General features: G+C 57.5%; 22 protein-coding genes. 13 read left to right on the top strand and 9 right to left on the bottom strand.

The features are described from left to right. Positions 1-29: 29 nt before the first annotated feature. Positions 30-776: a class I SAM-dependent methyltransferase gene (locus SLH47_RS04615; protein ID WP_320238206.1), complete on the top strand. Its 747-nt coding sequence runs from the start codon at positions 30-32 to the stop codon at positions 774-776. Here the strand turns inward: SLH47_RS04615 and gltS are convergent. Continuing rightward, the gene (gene gltS, locus SLH47_RS04610; protein ID WP_320238205.1) at positions 751-1,956 is read right to left on the bottom strand and encodes a sodium/glutamate symporter; all 1,206 of its coding nucleotides are present in this window, start codon (positions 1,954-1,956) and stop codon (positions 751-753) included. The two genes, SLH47_RS04615 and gltS, sit on opposite strands and share 26 nt — an antisense overlap. A 129-nt stretch (positions 1,957-2,085) precedes the next feature. After that, positions 2,086-2,625 (bottom strand): FMN-dependent NADH-azoreductase, encoded by a 540-nt coding sequence (locus SLH47_RS04605; RefSeq protein ID WP_320238204.1) that lies wholly within the window; start codon positions 2,623-2,625, stop codon positions 2,086-2,088. A gap of 107 nt (positions 2,626-2,732) precedes the next feature. Between SLH47_RS04605 and SLH47_RS04600 the strand changes: the two genes are divergently transcribed. Together SLH47_RS04600 and SLH47_RS04595 are read left to right on the top strand one after the other, a co-directional pair. Continuing rightward, positions 2,733-3,614, top strand: a complete 882-nt coding sequence (locus SLH47_RS04600) for a LysR family transcriptional regulator (protein WP_320238203.1) — start codon at positions 2,733-2,735, stop codon at positions 3,612-3,614. Further along, on the top strand, positions 3,611-4,495 hold the full coding sequence (locus tag SLH47_RS04595) for a DMT family transporter (RefSeq protein ID WP_320238202.1): 885 nt from the start codon (positions 3,611-3,613) through the stop codon (positions 4,493-4,495). Before SLH47_RS04600 ends, SLH47_RS04595 begins: the two co-directional genes overlap by 4 nt. Here SLH47_RS04595 and SLH47_RS04590 read toward each other — a convergent pair. Both SLH47_RS04590 and SLH47_RS04585 read right to left on the bottom strand, forming a co-directional pair. Then, entirely contained in the window at positions 4,492-4,812 is a 321-nt protein-coding gene (locus SLH47_RS04590; protein ID WP_320238201.1) for a metalloregulator ArsR/SmtB family transcription factor, read from the bottom strand. The two genes, SLH47_RS04595 and SLH47_RS04590, sit on opposite strands and share 4 nt — an antisense overlap. Before the next feature lie 42 nt (positions 4,813-4,854). Further along, entirely contained in the window at positions 4,855-5,046 is a 192-nt protein-coding gene (locus SLH47_RS04585; protein WP_320238200.1) for a hypothetical protein, read from the bottom strand. 104 nt (positions 5,047-5,150) lie between these two features. On the opposite strand from SLH47_RS04585, the gene SLH47_RS04580 reads away from it, so the two are divergent. From SLH47_RS04580 to SLH47_RS04555, 6 genes are all read left to right on the top strand, one after another. After that, the gene (locus SLH47_RS04580) at positions 5,151-6,038 is read left to right on the top strand and encodes a LysR substrate-binding domain-containing protein (protein ID WP_320238199.1); all 888 of its coding nucleotides are present in this window, start codon (positions 5,151-5,153) and stop codon (positions 6,036-6,038) included. A gap of 178 nt (positions 6,039-6,216) precedes the next feature. Further along, entirely contained in the window at positions 6,217-6,552 is a 336-nt protein-coding gene (locus SLH47_RS04575) for an AtpZ/AtpI family protein (protein ID WP_320238198.1), read from the top strand. Continuing rightward, positions 6,542-7,294 carry a F0F1 ATP synthase subunit A gene (locus SLH47_RS04570; RefSeq protein ID WP_320238197.1) on the top strand — a complete coding sequence of 251 codons (753 nt, stop codon included), beginning with the start codon at positions 6,542-6,544 and terminating at the stop codon, positions 7,292-7,294. The genes SLH47_RS04575 and SLH47_RS04570 overlap by 11 nt, the downstream gene beginning before the upstream one ends. Before the next feature lie 58 nt (positions 7,295-7,352). Continuing rightward, positions 7,353-7,577, top strand: coding sequence for a F0F1 ATP synthase subunit C (locus SLH47_RS04565; protein WP_008233394.1), 225 nt, complete (start codon positions 7,353-7,355; stop codon positions 7,575-7,577). Positions 7,578-7,655: 78 nt separating this feature from the next. Further along, on the top strand, positions 7,656-8,201 hold the full coding sequence (locus SLH47_RS04560) for a F0F1 ATP synthase subunit B' (protein WP_320238196.1): 546 nt from the start codon (positions 7,656-7,658) through the stop codon (positions 8,199-8,201). A gap of 5 nt (positions 8,202-8,206) precedes the next feature. Continuing rightward, positions 8,207-8,764, top strand: coding sequence for a F0F1 ATP synthase subunit B (locus SLH47_RS04555; RefSeq protein WP_320238195.1), 558 nt, complete (start codon positions 8,207-8,209; stop codon positions 8,762-8,764). Between the two features lie 64 nt (positions 8,765-8,828). On the opposite strand, the gene SLH47_RS04550 is transcribed toward SLH47_RS04555, so the two are convergent. The 3 genes from SLH47_RS04550 to SLH47_RS04540 all read right to left on the bottom strand — a co-directional run bounded on the left by SLH47_RS04550 (position 8,829) and on the right by SLH47_RS04540 (position 11,326). After that, positions 8,829-9,599, bottom strand: coding sequence for a FadR/GntR family transcriptional regulator (locus SLH47_RS04550; RefSeq protein WP_320238194.1), 771 nt, complete (start codon positions 9,597-9,599; stop codon positions 8,829-8,831). A gap of 104 nt (positions 9,600-9,703) precedes the next feature. Continuing rightward, positions 9,704-10,360 carry an OmpA family protein gene (locus tag SLH47_RS04545; RefSeq protein ID WP_320238193.1) on the bottom strand — a complete coding sequence of 219 codons (657 nt, stop codon included), beginning with the start codon at positions 10,358-10,360 and terminating at the stop codon, positions 9,704-9,706. Between the two features lie 117 nt (positions 10,361-10,477). Then, positions 10,478-11,326 carry a bifunctional helix-turn-helix domain-containing protein/methylated-DNA--[protein]-cysteine S-methyltransferase gene (locus SLH47_RS04540; RefSeq protein ID WP_320238192.1) on the bottom strand — a complete coding sequence of 283 codons (849 nt, stop codon included), beginning with the start codon at positions 11,324-11,326 and terminating at the stop codon, positions 10,478-10,480. A gap of 93 nt (positions 11,327-11,419) precedes the next feature. Here SLH47_RS04540 and nth point away from each other — a divergent pair, with 93 nt between their 5' ends. The 3 genes from nth to SLH47_RS04525 all read left to right on the top strand — a co-directional run bounded on the left by nth (position 11,420) and on the right by SLH47_RS04525 (position 14,461). Next, positions 11,420-12,064, top strand: coding sequence for an endonuclease III (gene nth / locus SLH47_RS04535; protein WP_320238191.1), 645 nt, complete (start codon positions 11,420-11,422; stop codon positions 12,062-12,064). After that, the gene (locus tag SLH47_RS04530) at positions 12,061-13,050 is read left to right on the top strand and encodes an adenosine kinase (RefSeq protein WP_320238190.1); all 990 of its coding nucleotides are present in this window, start codon (positions 12,061-12,063) and stop codon (positions 13,048-13,050) included. The genes nth and SLH47_RS04530 overlap by 4 nt, the downstream gene beginning before the upstream one ends. Positions 13,051-13,258: 208 nt before the next feature. Next, positions 13,259-14,461: a C4-dicarboxylate ABC transporter substrate-binding protein gene (locus SLH47_RS04525; protein ID WP_320238189.1), complete on the top strand. Its 1,203-nt coding sequence runs from the start codon at positions 13,259-13,261 to the stop codon at positions 14,459-14,461. Positions 14,462-14,517: 56 nt separating this feature from the next. Here the strand turns inward: SLH47_RS04525 and SLH47_RS04520 are convergent, their stop codons facing one another. Further along, a complete protein-coding gene (locus SLH47_RS04520) occupies positions 14,518-15,237 on the bottom strand; it encodes a hypothetical protein (protein WP_320238188.1) in 720 nt (239 codons plus the stop codon). A gap of 89 nt (positions 15,238-15,326) precedes the next feature. Beyond that, a complete protein-coding gene (locus tag SLH47_RS04515) occupies positions 15,327-16,124 on the bottom strand; it encodes a sulfotransferase family protein (protein ID WP_320238553.1) in 798 nt (265 codons plus the stop codon). Positions 16,125-16,250: 126 nt separating this feature from the next. On the opposite strand from SLH47_RS04515, the gene SLH47_RS04510 reads away from it, so the two are divergent. Next, complete coding sequence (locus SLH47_RS04510) at positions 16,251-17,828, top strand: DUF5928 domain-containing protein (RefSeq protein ID WP_320238187.1); 1,578 nt, start codon at positions 16,251-16,253, stop codon at positions 17,826-17,828. The last annotated feature ends 4 nt before the right edge of the window (positions 17,829-17,832 follow it).

The raw sequence follows: 17,832 nt of genomic DNA, 5'->3' as shown, positions 1-17,832 counted from the left end.
CACCTATACCCAGCCGGAAGGGGGCGACTATGCGCGATGCAGATGAAAATGGTTGGGTCAGTTCGGCTGAGGCCTGGATCACCCGCAGCGCGGATGGCGGAGATTTCTCGCGCCGTCATGTGCTCGACACCCCAATGCTGGCACGGGCTGAGGCGTTGGGCGGCGGTGACGCGCTTGATATTGGATGTGGGGAGGGGCGGTTTTGCCGGATGCTCCAGCCCTTGGGTTTTCAGACGACTGGGCTTGATCCCGTTCCCGCAATGGTGAGCGCCGCGCAACAGCAGGATCCAGATGGCACCTATGTGCAGGGGTTTGCCGAAGCATTGCCTTTTTCCGATGCCAGCTTTGATTTGGTTATGAGTTACCTGTCGCTGATCGATATCGACGATGCAGAGACCGCGATTGCTGAAATGGCCCGCGCGCTACGTCCCGGCGGGCGGATCCTTGTGGCCAATCTGTCCAGCTTTGCTACGTCCAGTTACATGTTCGGAAAGCGCCGTTGTGCGGAAACAGGTGAGCAATTACGCCCGCTTGGACATTACTTGCGCACCGAGAAGATGTGGTTCGCATGGGATGGGCTGCGCGTCCAGAACTGGCACCGACCGCTTTCGCATTACATGCAATGGTTCATCGCGCAGGGTCTAATGCTGACCCATTTCGATGAGCCGCAACCAACAACTGGCCCGGCGGAGCGCATCGCATCCTATCAAGAAATGCCGTACCTGATGATGATGGAGTGGCAGAAGCCCCCTAAAGCCCCACAAAATATCGAATGATGAACGCGTTTGCGAGGTCGACAAAGAAGGCCGAGACCAGCGGCAACACAATAAAGGCAAGCGGTGCCGCGCCGTAGCGTTTTGTCACTGCGGACATGTTTGCAATCGCCGTGGGCGTGGCCCCAAGCGCAAACCCCGCAAAGCCTGAACTCAGCACGGCGGCCGTGTAAGTTCGGCCAATTGCTCGGAAAACAATCAACAGGATGAACGTGACCGTCATGATCACCTGAAGCCCCAACACAACCAGCAATGTGCCTCCCAGATCGGCCAGCGACCAAAGCTGCATGCTCATCAGCGACATGGCCAGAAAGATCGACAGGCTGTAATCGGACAGGACCGCCAGTGCCCGGCTGCCCGTGGGCCAGGTGATCCACGGTACGACGTAGGGCACAGTGTTTGACATGATGATGCCCACCAACAGGCAGGGCACAAAAAGGGGCAATTGCAGGCCCATCTCAAGAATGATCTGATGCGTGATGAACCCTAGAAAGATCGCGATATGCGCGGCCAGTGTGGCGCGCATCAGGCTGATATGGTTGACGACGTCCGCAGGCTCGCCTTCTTCCTCGAATTCCAGCCCGACAACAGGGTCGACGTCATGCGGCCCTTCCAGCCCGTTCTTGTCGATCAACTGCTTGGCAATCGGACCGCCAATCAGGGCCGCCATCACCAGACCTAATGTTGCAACGGCGATCCCGACCTCATCGGCGGCGGCAAAACCGGTCGTCGCCTCGATTTGCGGCCCCCAGGCAATCGCCGTGCCGTGTCCGCCGATGAGTGATGCCGATCCCAGAAGAACGGCCAGCGGTGTCGGCAGATCGAACAGCAACACTCCCGCCAGCCCCACCAGATTCTGCAGCACCATAAAGCCCAGCGTCAGGCACAAGAGGATAACCAGCAGCCTGCCGCCCTTGAACAAATCCGCAATGCGCGCATTCAGCCCGATGGTCGAGAAAAACAGAACCAAAAGGTAGTCGCGCACGGCGAGGTCAAAGGTGATCTGCCGCCCGGTCAGCGCGAAGAAACCCCAGGTGATCAGCGCAACAGCAATCCCGCCAGATACAGGTTCCGGGATGTTGTAATTCTTCAGAAATCCAACGGCGCGGGTCAGGAACGCGCCAAGGAAGAACACGATCATGCCCAAGGTGACGGCGATAAAGGCCGGAACAACGATATCCATATCTCGCTATCCTGTCAGTCCTGTTTGACCGGCTCATGACGTAGCGGTCCGCGCAAGACAAGGGGGATGCAGGATATGACCGCAAGGGCCCCTGTGGGGCCCGAGCGATAAGGTCGTGGGAACAGATTTCTAGGCGGCTTCGGCCACCAATTCCTTGGCCACGTGTACGGTGATATCGTCGATACCGATAAAGCGCAGCACTTGCCGCAAATGCGGTGTCGCAAAGTCCAGGCTGCTGTCAACGGGAACGCCGCCAGAGGCGACAGCGACAACCGCACGTTTGCCGTCCAGCAAACCAATCGGGCCGTTCTCCGTATAGCGGAAGGTCACGCCGGGGCGTGCGACCAGATCGATCCACGCTTTCAGCGATGCGGGCATACCGAAATTGTACATGGGCATGCCGATGATGATCGTATCAGCCTCCTGCAATTCGGCGATCAGTTCGTCGGACAGCGTCAAGGAAGCGGCTTCGACATCGGTGCGATCAGCTTCCGGCACCAGGCGGGCCTTGATCCAGGTGTCGTCGACCTGGGGCAGGGGAGTTGTTGCCAGATCGCGGCGGATGACGCGGGTCGGTGCAAGATCAGCCAAGAGCTGCGCAGTTGCGGCCCGGCTGACGGATGCATCGGTTGTGCCTGACGCATCGATGTGAAGGATAGTTCCAGTCATTGCGGTTGCTCCTGAGGATGTGAACATGACCGGAAAGGTAGCTATTGCATTCGCGAACAAAATAGCCGAATTTCAACATCAGATGTTTGCAGGCGCACAGAGAATCCATGGAAAACTGGGATGAAATCCGCACCGCGTATCAGGTCGCGCGCAAGGGAACCGTCAGTGGTGCTGCAGAGATGCTGGGCGTGCACCATGCGACCGTCATTCGCCATATTGACGCATTAGAACAACGCCTTGGCGTCAAACTGTTTCAGCGGCATGCACGTGGGTACACCGCAACTGAGGCAGGCCAGGACCTTTTGCAGGTTGCGCAAGCCACTGATGATCAGTTCACGCAGCTCGCTGGCCGCATCCGCGGACAGGGCGAGGGCGTGTCGGGTGACCTTGTCATCACATCGCTTGACCTTTTCTCTGGCATGCTGACGCCTATCATGGTGGCGTTTCAGAATGAAAACCCGGAGGTGAATATCCGTTATCGCACCGGAGACCGAGTGTTTCGGCTGGAATATGGTGAGGCACATGTGGCGATCCGCGCGGGCTCCATGCCCGAAGAGCCTGACAATGTGGTGCAACCCTTTATGTCGCAGCGTATGTCGCTTGTCGCGTCTGAAGCTTATATCGCGCGCCATGGCCGCCCCGAAGGTCTTGAGGACTTGCCCAACCACAAATTCGTAGTGTTCGATAACGAAAAGTCGCGTGCGCCCTTCGGGATATGGCTGCGCGAACGCGTTCCGGAGGAAAAGTTCACCTACCGCGCCACCGACAACCGCAACATGCTTGATGCGATCCTTGCCGGTGCTGGTCTGGGCTTTGTGATCTCGCAAGAGTTGGATCATCACCCCGAACTGGTCGAGGTGGTCCCGAGCGATGATGGCTGGTCAGCGCCACTCTGGCTTGTCACCCATGTGGATCTGCATCGTACAACCAAGGTTCAGGCGTTTCTGAAGTTCCTCAAAGCGCATTTCAAACAGAACGCGGCCGCATGACACCTGCACAATTGGGGCATCTGGCGATGCTTCTGTTCTCGCTTCTGGTCGCGGGGTCCTTTGCCTTGGGGGCACTGGTGGCAAATGAGATTGCGCCGCTGGCCCTGAACGCGGTGCGCTTCTGGATTGCGGCGGCGGTCATTGGGGTAGCGGTGTTTTTGACAACCGGGTTGCCTGCGGGGGCAGCCAAGGCGCCCTGGCGCTACATCGTGTTGGCGGGGTTCTTCACCACATATTTCGTTTTGATGTTCGAGGGGTTGAAGACTGCGCCGCCGGTGAGTGCGGCCGCTGTCTTTACCCTGACCCCGATCCTGTCGGCCGGCTTTGGCTGGCTGATCCTCCGTCAGGTTTTGACGCCGCGCATGGGCCTTGCACTGGCCATCGGGGCGGCAGGTGCTGTCTGGGTGATCTTTCGTGCTGACTTGCAGGCAATCTTGCAGTTTCGGGTCGGGCAGGGGGAGGTCATCTATTTCTGGGGCTGCGTGGCGCACGCGATCTACACACCGCTTGTCCGCAAGCTGAACCGGGGCGAGCCTGCGATTGTCTTTACCTTTGGCGTGCTGCTTGCAGGGGCGGTGATGCTGACGTTCATTGGCTGGCGTGATCTGCAGAGCACCGATTGGGGCAATCTTCCCGCACTGGTCTGGATAACGATCCTCTACACCGCCATCTTTGCCAGTGCCGCGACCTTTGTCTTGCTGCAATTTGCGACCCTTCGGCTGCCGAGCGCGAAGGTGATGGCCTATACCTATCTGACGCCAAGCTGGGTCATTGTCTGGACGCTTTTGCTGGGCAGCACTGCGCCGCCCGCGCTTGTGCTCGCTGGCGTTGGGTTGACAGTGATCGCGTTGATCCTGCTGTTAAAGAATGAGCAGGACTAACCGATTTCTTTGGCCAGAAACGCCTCAAACGCGTCAAGGTCAATCGCATCCATCTGACCAAAGGCCTGCATCCAGACTGATGCCTCGCGCAGCGCGTCCGGTTCCAGTTTGCACCACTTCACGCGGCCCCGCTTTTCCTGAGAGATCAGGCCCGCCGCCGTCAAAACCCCCAAATGCTTTGATATTGCCGCCAAAGACATCTCAAACGGTTCGGCCACGTCTGTCACGGCCATGTCGTCCTCAAGCAGCATCGCAAGGATCGTGCGGCGCGTCGGGTCGGCGAGGGCGGCAAAGATGATGTCAAGCGGTTCGGCCATGACCCGATGTGCTATCAGCCAAAGCCGGGCCAGACCAGCATTTCATATCAGCGGACGGTCGCGGCTTTCGGACGGCCAGACAAAGCGATGGCGTTCCAGTTCTGCCCCCGACAGGCCGATGTCGCGTGCGGTTTTGTCACTGATTGCCTTGGGGAGTACCGTCCGATCCGGGTGGACCCAGATGACAAAGCGTTGCCATGCGGCTGCCAATGAAGCCGTTGTTTTTCTCAGCATCTCTTCAGCTTTCAAGTAGGTTCGCCAACGAATATCGGTCGAATCGCTGTTCCGATCAAAAGCCGTTTCTTGACAAGACATGTGCCAAAAAGGCACATAATGTTATGCCGCGTTCCCTTCCCCCGCTAAATGCTCTCCGCGCCTTTGAGGCGGCGGGGCGCCACGAAAGCTTTTCTGGCGCCGCCGAAGAACTGAACGTCAATCACTCGGCCATCAGTCGCCATGTGCGTGGGCTTGAGGATCGTCTGGGCGCGCAATTGTTCCGCGATCTGCCGCGCGGTGTGGCGCTCACGCAGGCCGGTGCACGTTATCTGGCAGCGATCACGCCTGCGCTGGATCGCATCGCCGAAGCCACAGAGGTCTTTCATCAACGCCCCGCGGGGCAGGTGACGGTGGATGCGGAACCGCTTTTCACGATGAAATGGCTGGTCCCGCGGCTTGGCGATTTCTATACCCGTTTCCCGGATGTTGAATTACGGCTGCAGGCCAACAGCGAGCTTGCGGATCTGAGCCGTTATGAGGCGGATGTAGCGCTGCGCTTTTTCCATGCGGGGCCGGCAAACCAGGCGGCACCGCTTTTGAGCGATGCGCCGCTTTATCCCTTTGCCGCGCCCAAACTTGTGCCCACACCTCTACCGCCAGAGGAATTGTTGAAATTGCCGCTGTTGCGTGACCGGCGCGAAGATACCTGGCGCCATTGGGCAAAGCTTGCTGGGTGTCCTCCGCCAGCGGCGGCGGCCTCAGATTGGCGCATGCGGGCGCGGTTGGCTTACGAATCCGCGCTTGCGGGCCATGGCGTCATTCTCGCATCCAGCGAGTTGGCGCAGACCGATTTGGCCGAAGGGCGGCTTGTGCAATGCTCTGACATCGGCTTTCGCATGGGCAGTTATCATCTGGTGCTGGCCGAGGGTGTGTTGCGGCGCAGCGCCGTGCGGCTGTTCCGCGATTGGCTGTTGGATCAGAGTGCGGCGCTGCGCTCAGGCAAGCAATAGTCAACTGATCAGTTGAATATTGGGTGGCGCGGGGCAGGCCTTGTTTGTGCTGGTCTTATGCATCAAAGGCGGCAAAAAATACATACCAAAATCAACAACTTATTTGCATATGTCCGACGCTTGACTCTCTGTAGTCCGCCACCTAGACCATCCCCAACCTTTCAAAGGGTCCTGACACATGGTCGATGGCGATGAAGCCGACCGCCTGAAAGCACTTGAGGCGAAAATAGCCGCGCTGAAAGAGCCGGAAACGGTCAAGGATCATTCGGAAGAACACTATTCCCAGGCGCAATTGGCCTGGCGCATGGTGATAGAGCTTGTGTCCGGTCTGGGGATCGGATTTGGCATCGGATATGGGTTGGATAGCCTGTTTGGGACCCAACCGTTTTTGATGGTGCTGTTCATATTCTTTGGCCTTGCCGCCGGTGTCCTCACCATGATGCGGTCCGCCAAAGAGGTGCAGATGAAGCAGCAGGCGGCTGCTGAAGAAGAGGGTGACGCGCGTGGCGACTGAAGATAGTGAAGCTGGTGGTCTGGTCTTTCATCCGCTGGATCAGTTTATCGTCAAACCGCTCTTTAGCGACGGCCCTGTCGCCTGGTATACGCCAACAAATGTGACGCTGTGGATGGCGATCTCACTGCTGGCGATCATCGGTGTATTCGTCTTGGGCAGCCGTGGCCGGGCCATCGTGCCGACGCGCCTGCAATCCATTGGTGAGCTGATCTACGGCTTCATCTACAAGATGGTTGAGGATGTCGCGGGCAAGGATGGTGTTAAATACTTCCCGTACATCATCACGCTGTTCCTCTTCATCCTGTTTGCCAACTATCTGGCGCTGATCCCGACCTCCTACAGCCCGACCTCGATGATCGCGGTCACGGCCGTCCTGGGTTTCGGGGTGTTCATCGCGGTGACGATCCTGGGCTTTGTGAAGAACGGCGCATCCTTTCTGGGGCTCTTCTGGATGTCGGACGCACCAGCGATCTTGCGCCCGATCATCGCGGTAATTGAGGTGATTTCCTACTTCGTGCGCCCTGTCAGCCATTCCATTCGTCTGGCAGGCAACATCATGGCTGGTCACGCAGTGCTGAAAGTGTTTGCGGGCTTTGCCGCACTGACACTGGTCAGCCCCCTCGCGATCTTCGGGATCGTGGCCATTTACGGGCTTGAGATGCTGGTCTGCGGCATTCAGGCTTACGTTTTCACCATTCTCACATGCGTCTACCTCAAGGACGCACTTCACCCGCATCACTAAGGTTTGGCGGGTGACATCACCCGCCCTACGCAACTTCCAATCGTAAGGAGAATTCACAATGGAAGGCGAACTCGCACATATCGGCGCTGGTCTGGCTGCAATCGGTTCTGGTGCCGCTGCTATCGGTGTGGGCACCGTGGCTGGTAACTACCTCGCAGGTGCTTTGCGCAACCCATCCGCTGCTGCCGGTCAGACAGCGACACTTTTCATCGGTCTGGCCTTTGCTGAAGCGCTGGGGATCTTCGCGTTCCTTGTCTCGCTTCTCTTGATGTTCGCCGTTTAAGACAGCGACCCATATCCTTACGACCGGCTGATGTGTTAAATATCAGCCGGTAAATTCCCAAGGTATTCGGGGGCCATCATGGCAACAGAAACAACAGACGCCGCAGGAGTTTGCGTTGATGCAGGGGGATCCGCCCTTGGCATGCCGCAACTTTGCGCGGACTGGATGCCCAACCAGATTTTCTGGCTGCTTGTCACGCTCGCAGCCATCTATTTCGTGATGTCGCGCATTGCATTGCCCCGCATCGGCGCGGTTCTTGCGGAACGCTCAGGCACGATCACCAATGACATCGCTGCGGCGGAAGAACTGAAGCTAAAGGCGCAAGAGGCGGAAGCGGCTTACGAAAAGGCACTGGTCGATGCCCGCACCGAGGCGGCCAAGATTGTCGCTGAAGCCAAGGCCGAGATTCAGGCAGAGCTTGATGTCGAAATGCAGAAGGCTGACGCAGAAATCGCCGCAAAAACCGCCGAGAGCGAAGCCGCGATTGCAGAAATCCGCGACGGTGCTGTGAAAAGCGTGACGGAAGTTGCGATGGATACGGCAAAGGAATTGGTCGCGGCTATGGGCGGATCAGCTGATGCCAAGTCCATTTCAGATGCCGTCACGGCACGGATGAAGGGGTAAGCGCCATGCGATTGACACTCTCGACCCTGCTCGTCCTCGCTGCATCGCCCGCACTCGCGGCTGACAAACCGTTCTTCTCGCTGGCGAATACCGACTTTGTCGTCACGATTGGTTTTCTCGTCTTCATCGGCATCCTGCTGTATTTCAAGGTGCCGGGCCTGGTCGGCGGCTTGCTGGACAAGCGGGCCGAAAGCATCAAGGCAGAGCTTGATGAGGCAAAAGCCCTCCGTGAAGAGGCGCAATCGTTGCTAGCCTCTTACGAGCGCAAGCAGAAAGAAGTTCAGGAACAGGCGGAGCGCATCGTGGCATCGGCCAAGGAAGAGGCGACCAATGCCGCAGCCGCAGCCAAGGATGAGAACGCTGCGTCGATCACCCGCCGTCTTGCTGCCGCCGAAGAACAGATCACGAGCGCGCAATCGTCTGCCGTGAAGGAAGTGCGCGATCGGGCTATTGCGGTTGCCGTTGGCGCTGCCAAGGACGTGATGGCCAAGCAGATGGATGCAAAATCAGCCGGTGCATTGATCGACGATTCCATCGCCGTTGTTGCGGAACGCCTGCACTAGGCGGCTTCAAGAACAGCTAGAACGCCCGCATGCCACTCGGCATGCGGGTTTTTTGTTAGGCGCACTATGAGCGTCTGAGTTCGTGTTCGAACCGCTTTTGCGAATAGACCTCGTTTTGGTCCGCTTTTCTTTGCTGGTTCAGCGCCTCGTCAACGAAATCGAGGTGCTTTTCGACCGCACGTCGTGCGGCCGCCGGATCGCGTGCCTGCAGCGCGATGTTGATCTGCCGGTGCTGGTCGAGCAGCATGTCGCGGGTCGTGCGCTGTTTGAACATGATCGAACGGTTGTAAAACACGCCTTCACGCAGCAATTCGTACATCGAGCGCATCATGTGCAGCATGATGATGTTGTGGCTGGCTTCGATAATCGACAGGTGAAAATCGGCGTCCAGATGCGCCTCATCCGCCGGATTACGCTTTTGGTGGGCCGCTTCCATCTTCTGAAAGATCGTGTCGATCACCTTCAGGTCGGTATCGCTGGAAAGCTTCGCCGCACGCTCTGCCGCGAGCCCCTCCATATCACGGCGAAAGCTGATGTAGTCAGAAACGGCCTGCTCATGTGTTGAGAACAGTTTTACGAGCGCGGGGGCAAAGGCAGATCCTAGCACATCAGCCACATAGACGCCCGCACCCGCCTTGGTGGTCAGAAGCCCGCGTTCCTGCAGATCACCCAAAGCCTCGCGCAGGGAGGGGCGCGAGACATGCATGCGCTCGGCCAGTTCCCGTTCAGAGGGCAGCCTTTCGCCGGGCCGCAGGATGCCCCGCAGGATCAGCCCTTCAATCTGCCGGATGACCCCATGTGATAGTTTTTCCTGTTGGACTGGCTCAAAGGGCATCTGTCTTACCTTGCGTTATTGGTCAAAGGATATGACCAATTCGGGAGGTCGACAACAAAAAAGGGGCCGCAAATCTGCCACCCCTTCTGCGGATTTTAAATCGCTTAGTTCGGTGTGATCACAATCTCAACGCGGCGGTTAGCCTGCTTGCCGGCGGCCGTCTGGTTCGACGCCACAGGCTGGCTTTCACCGGCACCCAGCGAACGGACGCGGCTTGGCGAGACACCACCGCTGAGCAGGACAGAGGCGACAGCTTGTGCGCGCCGCTGCGACAGATCCTGGTTGAACGCGGCAGAGCCGTCGCTGTCGGTATGGCCAATCACGTTGACAGTTGTGTTCGGATAGTCGTTCAGCGACCGCGCCACGATCAGGAGTTCACGCTGCGAGACGCTGGAAATCTGCGTGCTGTTCGTCGCGAAAAGCAGGTCCTGCGACAGCACAACGCGCAGGTCGCGACCGTTGTTGGAAACGCCCACATCCTGACGCAGGGCGCGACGCAAATCCTCGGCCTGACGGTCAAGGCTGTTGCCAACACCGGCGCCAACGCCAGCACCAAGGGCCGCCCCGATCAGAGCCGCCTGATTGCGCTCACGGATCGAGCCGTCATTGTTGGCCAAGGCGCCAACCAATGCACCGCCTGCCGCGCCGATCAAAGCGCCTTGCTGGGTGTTCTGGTTCGCGTTTGGTCCCGTCGGGTCACATGCAGCAACAAAGGTCAGCGACGCCGCCGCCAGCATGAGTGGGAATTTCGTAAAGGTCATGGTTATGGTTCCAGTCGATATGGGTGCGCAAAATGCGCGATTTGGATAGCACAGCTTATGCGCAATTTGGCAGTGATATCCAATAACGGCGCGGTGATTGGCGGGCTTTAGCCAGTTTTAGCTCACACCCGCCGACACATCCGCACGCGCGCCTTCCCATGCGAGCATTGCCCGCTTGACCGGCAGCCCCCAATGATAGCCACCCAAACCCCCTGATTTGCGTAAGGCTCTGTGGCAGGGGATCAGCCAACTGACCGGATTGCGCCCAACGGCAGTGCCCACCGCGCGGACGGCTTTGGGGCGTCCAATGGCTTGCGCGATCTCGGAATATGTCGTGACATGACCTGACGGGATGGCTAGCAAGGCCTCCCATACCTTCAATTGGAAAGGCGCGCCGATCATGTGCAGCTTGGTCTCGCCGCTCATCCCAAGTGCGGCTGTTGCCCAGGGCTGCAGAAAGGTCGGGTCTTCGACGAAGGTGGCCTTGGGCCAGCGTGATTTCAGGTCGGCCATGGCTGGTTCCGGCCCCGCCTCTGCGGCGAAGGCGATACCGCAGATGCCGCGATCTGTTCCCATCACTAAAGCGGGGCCAAAATGACTTTCAAACCAGCCCCAATAGATCGTCAGATCAGCGCCGTCGCGGGCATAGTCGCCGGGGCTCATCGCCTCCCATCTGACGAAAAGGTCGTGCAGCCTGCCCGATCCGGAGAGGCCCACCGCATGGGCGGTTTCCAGCGTCGTGAACCGCTCTTTCAGTAGCGTCTTGGCATGGGCCAGGGTCAGGTATTGCTGATATCGTTTCGGTGAGACGCCGACCCATGAGGAAAAGAGCCGCTGAAAATGCGCCGGGCTCATGTTCATTTCTGCCGCCAGATCAGCGAGTGTGATTTGTGTTTCTCCCGCCGCATCAATCGCTTCGATGGCGCGGCGCATGACCTGATAGTGATATGTGTCAGTCTGTTCCATACCGCCAAATTAGGCATTGCGGCGGGCTGGTGCGACCCGGAAATTGCGCATCTTGCGCTTGCTCCCCGAGAAGGGCCAAGGCATACCGGCGCAATGGCAAAGCAGCTTGATTACCACACGATCCGCGAGATTTTTTCCCGTTTTCAGGCCGCAGAACCTGAACCGAAGGGTGAGTTGGAACATGTGAATGTCTACACCCTCGTTGTGGCAGTTGCGCTATCGGCCCAGGCAACCGATGCGGGTGTGAACAAGGCTACGCGGGCGTTATTCAAAGTGGCGGACACACCGCAGAAGATGCTGGATCTGGGGCTTGATGGGCTCACCGAGCATATCAAGACAATTGGCCTTTTCCGGCAAAAGGCCAAGAATGTCATGAAGATGAGCCAGATCCTCGTCGACGATTATGGCGGCGAGGTGCCCAACTCACGTGCCGCCTTGCAATCATTGCCCGGTGTGGGGCGCAAGACAGCCAATGTCGTTCTGAACATGTGGTGGCGTCAACCGGCGCAGGCAGTTGACACCCATATCTTTCGTTTTGGGAACCGGAGCGGTGTGGCCGTTGGCAAGGACGTAAGTGCCGTTGAGCGCGCCATCGAGGATCATATTCCTGCCGATTATCAACTTCATGCTCATCATTGGATGATATTGCACGGGCGCTATGTCTGTGTCGCAAGAAAACCGAAATGCGCGGCCTGTCTGATCCGTGATCTATGTATGTTTGAGGACAAGAATTTATGAGCAACTATGACGTGATCGGCATCGGCAATGCGATTGTTGATGTGATTGGCCATGCCGCGGATACGTTCCTCGACCATATGGGGATTGAGAAGGGCATCATGCAATTGGTCGAGCGTGACCGGGCCGAGGTGCTTTACGCCGCAATGACGGACCGCACAGAAACTCCGGGCGGCTCGGTCGCCAATACTGTCGCCGGTTTGGGCAGTCTGGGGCTTTCAACGGCCTTTATCGGCAAGGTGAAGGATGACGCATTGGGCCGTTTTTATGCAAAGGGTATGGAGGAGGCGGGAACCGCTTTTCCGAATCCACCCTCTGCAGACGCTGAGGCGCCAACATCACGTTCCATGATCTTTGTTTCGCCTGATGGCGAGCGGTCGATGAACACGTATCTAGGGGCTGGTGCTGACTTGGGGCAGGCAGACGTTTCCGAAGCGCTTTTTGATGACAGCAAGATCCTGTTTCTCGAAGGCTATCTTTTTGACAAGGATGACGGAAAAACCGCATTCACGGCTGCGGCGCAATCCATGCGGGCCGCTGGCGGAAGGTCTGGCATCACCCTCTCGGATCCATTTTGCGCCGACAGGCATCGTGCCGATTTTCAGCGCCTCGTCGCAGAGGATATGGATTTTGTTGTCGGCAATGCGGCCGAATGGACAACGCTTTACGAAACGGATGATCTGAAAGCTGCATTGGATCAGGCGAGTGCGGTTTGCGAAACGGTTGTCTGCACATGTTCAGGCGATCCTGTGATCCTGCGCCAGGGCGATATGCAGGTTGAGGTGCCCGTGCGGAAGGTTGTGCCTGTTGATGCCACCGGTGCTGGCGACCAGTTTGCCGCCGGATTTCTTTATGGTTTTGCCACAGGTCAACCGCTTGAGACATGCGGGCGCATGGGCGTCATCGCCGCGGCAGAGGTCATCGGGCATATTGGTCCGCGCCCCAAATCCGATCTTAAGACGGTATTTGCCGCAGAAGGCCTCATCTAGTTTTGAACACTGGCCGCCTTGCGTTAGGCAGTTGTTTAGCCAACAATAAACCATATTTCGGCTGATTTTTGTCGTATTGGTACTCAACAAGGGTACCTGAAGAGTGGCGTTGCTGGGGAAATTGATAGCGATATGACGATGTATCGCTGATTGTGGCCCCATGGTGACGACACGTTTGGAAGTTGAAATGTCAGATAGGGAAAGCGGTATGTTCACATTCGTCCGACACGCCCGGCAATCGATCAAGTCAGGACTTTGCGTCTCCTTGACCGCCCTGTGTTTGCCAGGCTTGGTCGCCGCACAGGAAATTACCTTGCAGACGGCAGATGGGAACACCATCTCCGGCGAACTGGTTGAGTTTAACAATGGCAATTACGTGATCGATTCGATCCTGGGCCGGCTGAACGTGCGCGCTGACCAGGTCGAGTGCTTTGGCGATGCATGCCCTGACTTGAATGCCGGGCCGGTGGTCTGGAACGTTTCGTTATGGGGGCAGCGCCGTGCGTTTACCGAGCATCTCGAAAAGCTCGCTGAACTGGTTGACGAAAAGACCGAGGGCGATTTCACCCTGAACCTTGTTTATGGTGGTGAGCTGTCCCCCAGCGTGGAAAACCTCGACGGCATTTCGCAAGGGCGGTTTGAGATGGCGCAGTTCTGCGCTGGTTATAACCCCGAAAAGAACCCGTCTCTCAATGTGCTGGAATTGCCGTTCCTTGGCGTCTCGACGCTTGAGCAAGAGGTTGCGGTCTCCGTCGCTGTTTACGAGCATCCCTACACCATTGCTGACATGGCCCGCTGGAATGCGACATTGCTGATGCCGTCGCCACAGCCACAGCAGAACCTCTTGGGGTCCGGTCAGCCGCCCACGTCGCTTGCTGATTTTGCGCGGATGACGATCCGTGCCCCCGGCGGGATTGGCGACGCGGTTGAATCGCTCGGCGCCACAGCCGTGACGCTCCCCGCACCTGCCGTGGCAGACGCGCTGCGCTCAGGCGAGATTGCGGCGGTAAGCTTTGCCCCACATGCGCATATGGCGTTTGGCGTGATTGAAAGTGGCTCATGGTGGACGACAAACCTGAACCCGGGGACGACGAATTGCCCGGTTGTGATGAATACACCGGCGTTTGAGGCCCTTAGTGACGAACACCGTGAGGCGTTGATGTCCTCGGTTGAGCCCGCGTTGGAGCATTATGTAGATCACTACACAAATGTGACGATGCAGGCATGGTTCCCTGCCCTCGAAGACCGCAGCATCATTCAGCTGACATTTGGTGATGAAATCAAGTCGCGCATCAACAGTCTGGTTGCTGCACCGAGCGCTGCACGGTGGATCGCCGAAAACAGCGTGGAAGGCGTGCCTGCACAAGAGCTTTACAATCTGGTTGTGCAGACCGTGGCGCAAAACTTCTAGGTTAGCGGCAAAGCAGAAAACAAGACGTTGGGGCCGAACATGTTTCGGCCCCTTTTTCACTGCACCGTTTGCGTTGCGTCGACGGCCTTCAGCCAAAGCGCATCCAGCGCGTCGACGGCTGCGGTGTCAAACCGTGCCTCCTCAAGCCAATAACGGCCTGACGGGACGTAATAGTTCAGCCGCGTCTCTTCCGCCAAAGCAGCTTTGACGACGCTTTGGTCAACGGGGCTGATCGCGGCTTCGCCTAGGGTTTTCGGCGTGGCGCGCGGCAGAAGCAGGCGACTTTCGTCCTTGGAGAGATTCACCATCGCGCAATTCTGGCGCGCCGCCATCGCCATCAGCCGCGCGGATTTCGCCTCAAGCGATCTGAGCGAGACATCGATCCGCAAAGGGTCTGCCTCACCCTTGCCGTAGAAATGGGTGTTCTGTCCCGTAGGATAGACCATGTCGCATCCCAACATCGCAATGACACGCGGTTTCAGCGCGGCGAGCGCCCAGTAGGCGGCGGTGAAGGCCATCGTGCCGCCTGCATAGACGAAGCCACCAAGGGTGTTTTGTAAGGGGACGTAGTCGGCCGCTGTAATGATCCGCTGGTGGGCCGCAATATCAACCGGGCATTTGTCTTTTGGAAAATCCTCCGGGTGGATAAGGTCATCCCAATCCGGACGCACGGCCCAGGCATTGTTGATGGCCACGATCCGGTCAAATGGATCGCGCGACCAGTCGCGACATTCCACGACATTCGGGCCACTGCCAAGGATGAGCACAACGGACATGGGTGAACCTTTGCTGATCGCGCTGCGATGTAATTCAGTTTTGGAAGGCGTCTAGGCGCAAAAGGTCCAAAAACTCAACCCGTTAACCGCTATTGCCCCAGCTTTGCGTGCACCTCATCCAGATCAATCTCGCCAACGGGCATCTTGTTGGACGGATTTTCGAAATCGTATTTGAAGATGCGGAAGTCCTTTTTGTACATCTCATAAACAATGTGCATCGAGAGGTCGTCAAAGTAATCCTCAACGGGATGGGCGCGCTTGGGCCCGTGCCCCTCGCTTTCGTTAAAGCGCGGGATGTCGGCCAGCGTCACCTGATGCTGGGTTTCGATCCCGTTCAGGACGTGCTGCATCCCATCGTTGAACTTCTCGGTCCAAAAGATGTGATCGTAGCGCCCGCCATTCACGATGAAGGTCGCGATATGGCCTGACATGGCAGACCAGTGGATGTCAGGCTCCATCGGGCGGCGCCAGCGGATCGTGTCACGCGCGAATAGAAGAAAACGGCGAAAACTCTTGATCTGGTCGAACGCGAAGCCGTTTTCCGGGTCGCCCACTTCGATCCCGTATTTCTGGATCAGCAGCGGCACAAGGTTCCCGCGATAATACTGGCCGTTGCGCTGGATCCCGCAGATCTTGTCGAAGAATGACGACAGGATCCGGGTATAGGGGTTGCGCACGCAGGTGAACGCATAGCTCGTGTGGTCTTTGACATTGGCGCGAATTCTGTCCTGGCTGTCGTCAAGCGCCCATTTGTGAATACCGGATTTGGCGTCATGGATATCGCCGTCGAAGAACTCGCCATGATCCGAATAATACATGATCTGGCCAATGGTCGAGCAGGCGCATTTCGGGACAACCCGATAAACGACGCTTTCGCTGGTCGTCATCCATGTTCCGGGAAAATTCGCCACCTGCCTCACCCTTTCAACTGTTGACACTACAAATCAAAGAAACCCTGTTATTTCAACGTCTCTTCGCGTTATGAAGCGGGACGGACCCCGCGACGAGGAAAAATGGCTCAGATCGCTTATATCCTTCTGTGTCACAAGAACCCCGAGGCGATCATTCGCCAGGCGAAACGGTTGACTGCCGCAGGCGACTACATCGCCGTGCATTTTGATGCATCCGCGCGCGCCGAGGATTATGCGACGATCCGTTCAGCACTGGCCGATGATCCGAATGTCGTCTTTGCCACCAAACGGGCCAAATGCGGCTGGGGCGAATGGAGCCTTGTGCAAGCCACGCTCTACGCCGTCTACGCCGCTGTCGATGCGTTTCCCAAGGCCACGCATTTTTACATGGTGTCGGGCGATTGCATGCCGATCAAATCGGCGGGCTATGCCCATCGTTTTCTTGACGCGCATGACATGGATTTTGTTGAAAGCTTTGATTTCTTCGACAGCAACTGGATCAAAACCGGTTTTCGGGAAGAGCGGCTGATCTACCGGCATTTCTTTAACGAGCGCACGCAGAAACGGAGATTCTACACCGCGCTGGAGCTTCAGCAAAAGCTCAAGCTGACACGGCCTATCCCCGCTGACCTCGATATCATGATTGGCAGCCAATGGTGGTGCCTGCGCCGCCACACGATTGAGGCGATCCTGGCTTTCATCAAAGAACGTCCCGATGTGATCCGTTTTTTCCGCACCACCTGGATCCCGGATGAGACGTTTTTTCAGACCTTCACCCGCCATCTTGTGCCTGGGCGCGAGATTGACAGCCGCACACTGACATTCCTGATGTTCACCGATTACGGCATGCCGGTGACCTTCTACAACGACCACTACGATCTGCTGCTGGGTCAGGACGGCCTTTTTGCGCGCAAGATCAGTAGCGAAGCACATGATCTGCAGAAACGGCTTGGCGATCTTTATGCCAGCGATCAGATGGACTTTGTGATCTCTAACGAGGGGCGGCGTCTGTTTGAGTTTCTGACCGGCCGGGGCCGCGTGGGTCGCCGGTTTGCGCCGCGCTTTTGGGAGCGTGAGACAACGCTGGGCCGCGGGCGTGAGCTTTTGATGATCGCCTGCAAGAAATGGCATGTGGCCAAACGACTTGTGGCCGCCATTGAACACCACACAAACATCCCTGCCGTTGCCTATCTCTTCAATGAAGAGGACACGCCACTTCCTGATCTCGGCGGTATCGAGACGACGCTGGAAAAACGCAGCCGCCATCGTCGCGCATTGATGCGGATGGTGTTCGACCATTACGAAAGCGACCGGTTGGTCATTTGCCTTGATACGTCCAGCCTTGATCTGATGCAGGACTTCTTTACCGACCGGGCCGTGGTGCGTCTGCTTGAGATCGAATGTCGCTTTGATGATGACTATCTCATCGGTCACGCCAAACGCGTGGGACTTGCTGGCGAGAACACGAGCGAGGCGACGATGGCGCGCCTTTTGCCGACGATCAGGCATGACATGATCTTTGAACGCGACAGCATCCGGGATGTCGATTTTCCGAATGCCAGCCGCATGTCCGATACTGCATCGGTTGACGAAAATGCCGATGCCTTGGTGCAATTTCTAAGCGTCAATCGCGATGTCGCCAAGACACTGGCCGAAACCCCGCATCTCTTTGTTGATTGAGGAT

This window comes from Cognatiyoonia sp. IB215182 (assembly GCF_033963905.1).
Classification (GTDB): domain Bacteria; phylum Pseudomonadota; class Alphaproteobacteria; order Rhodobacterales; family Rhodobacteraceae; genus Yoonia.
This window is presented reverse-complemented; position numbering and strand designations above follow the sequence as displayed.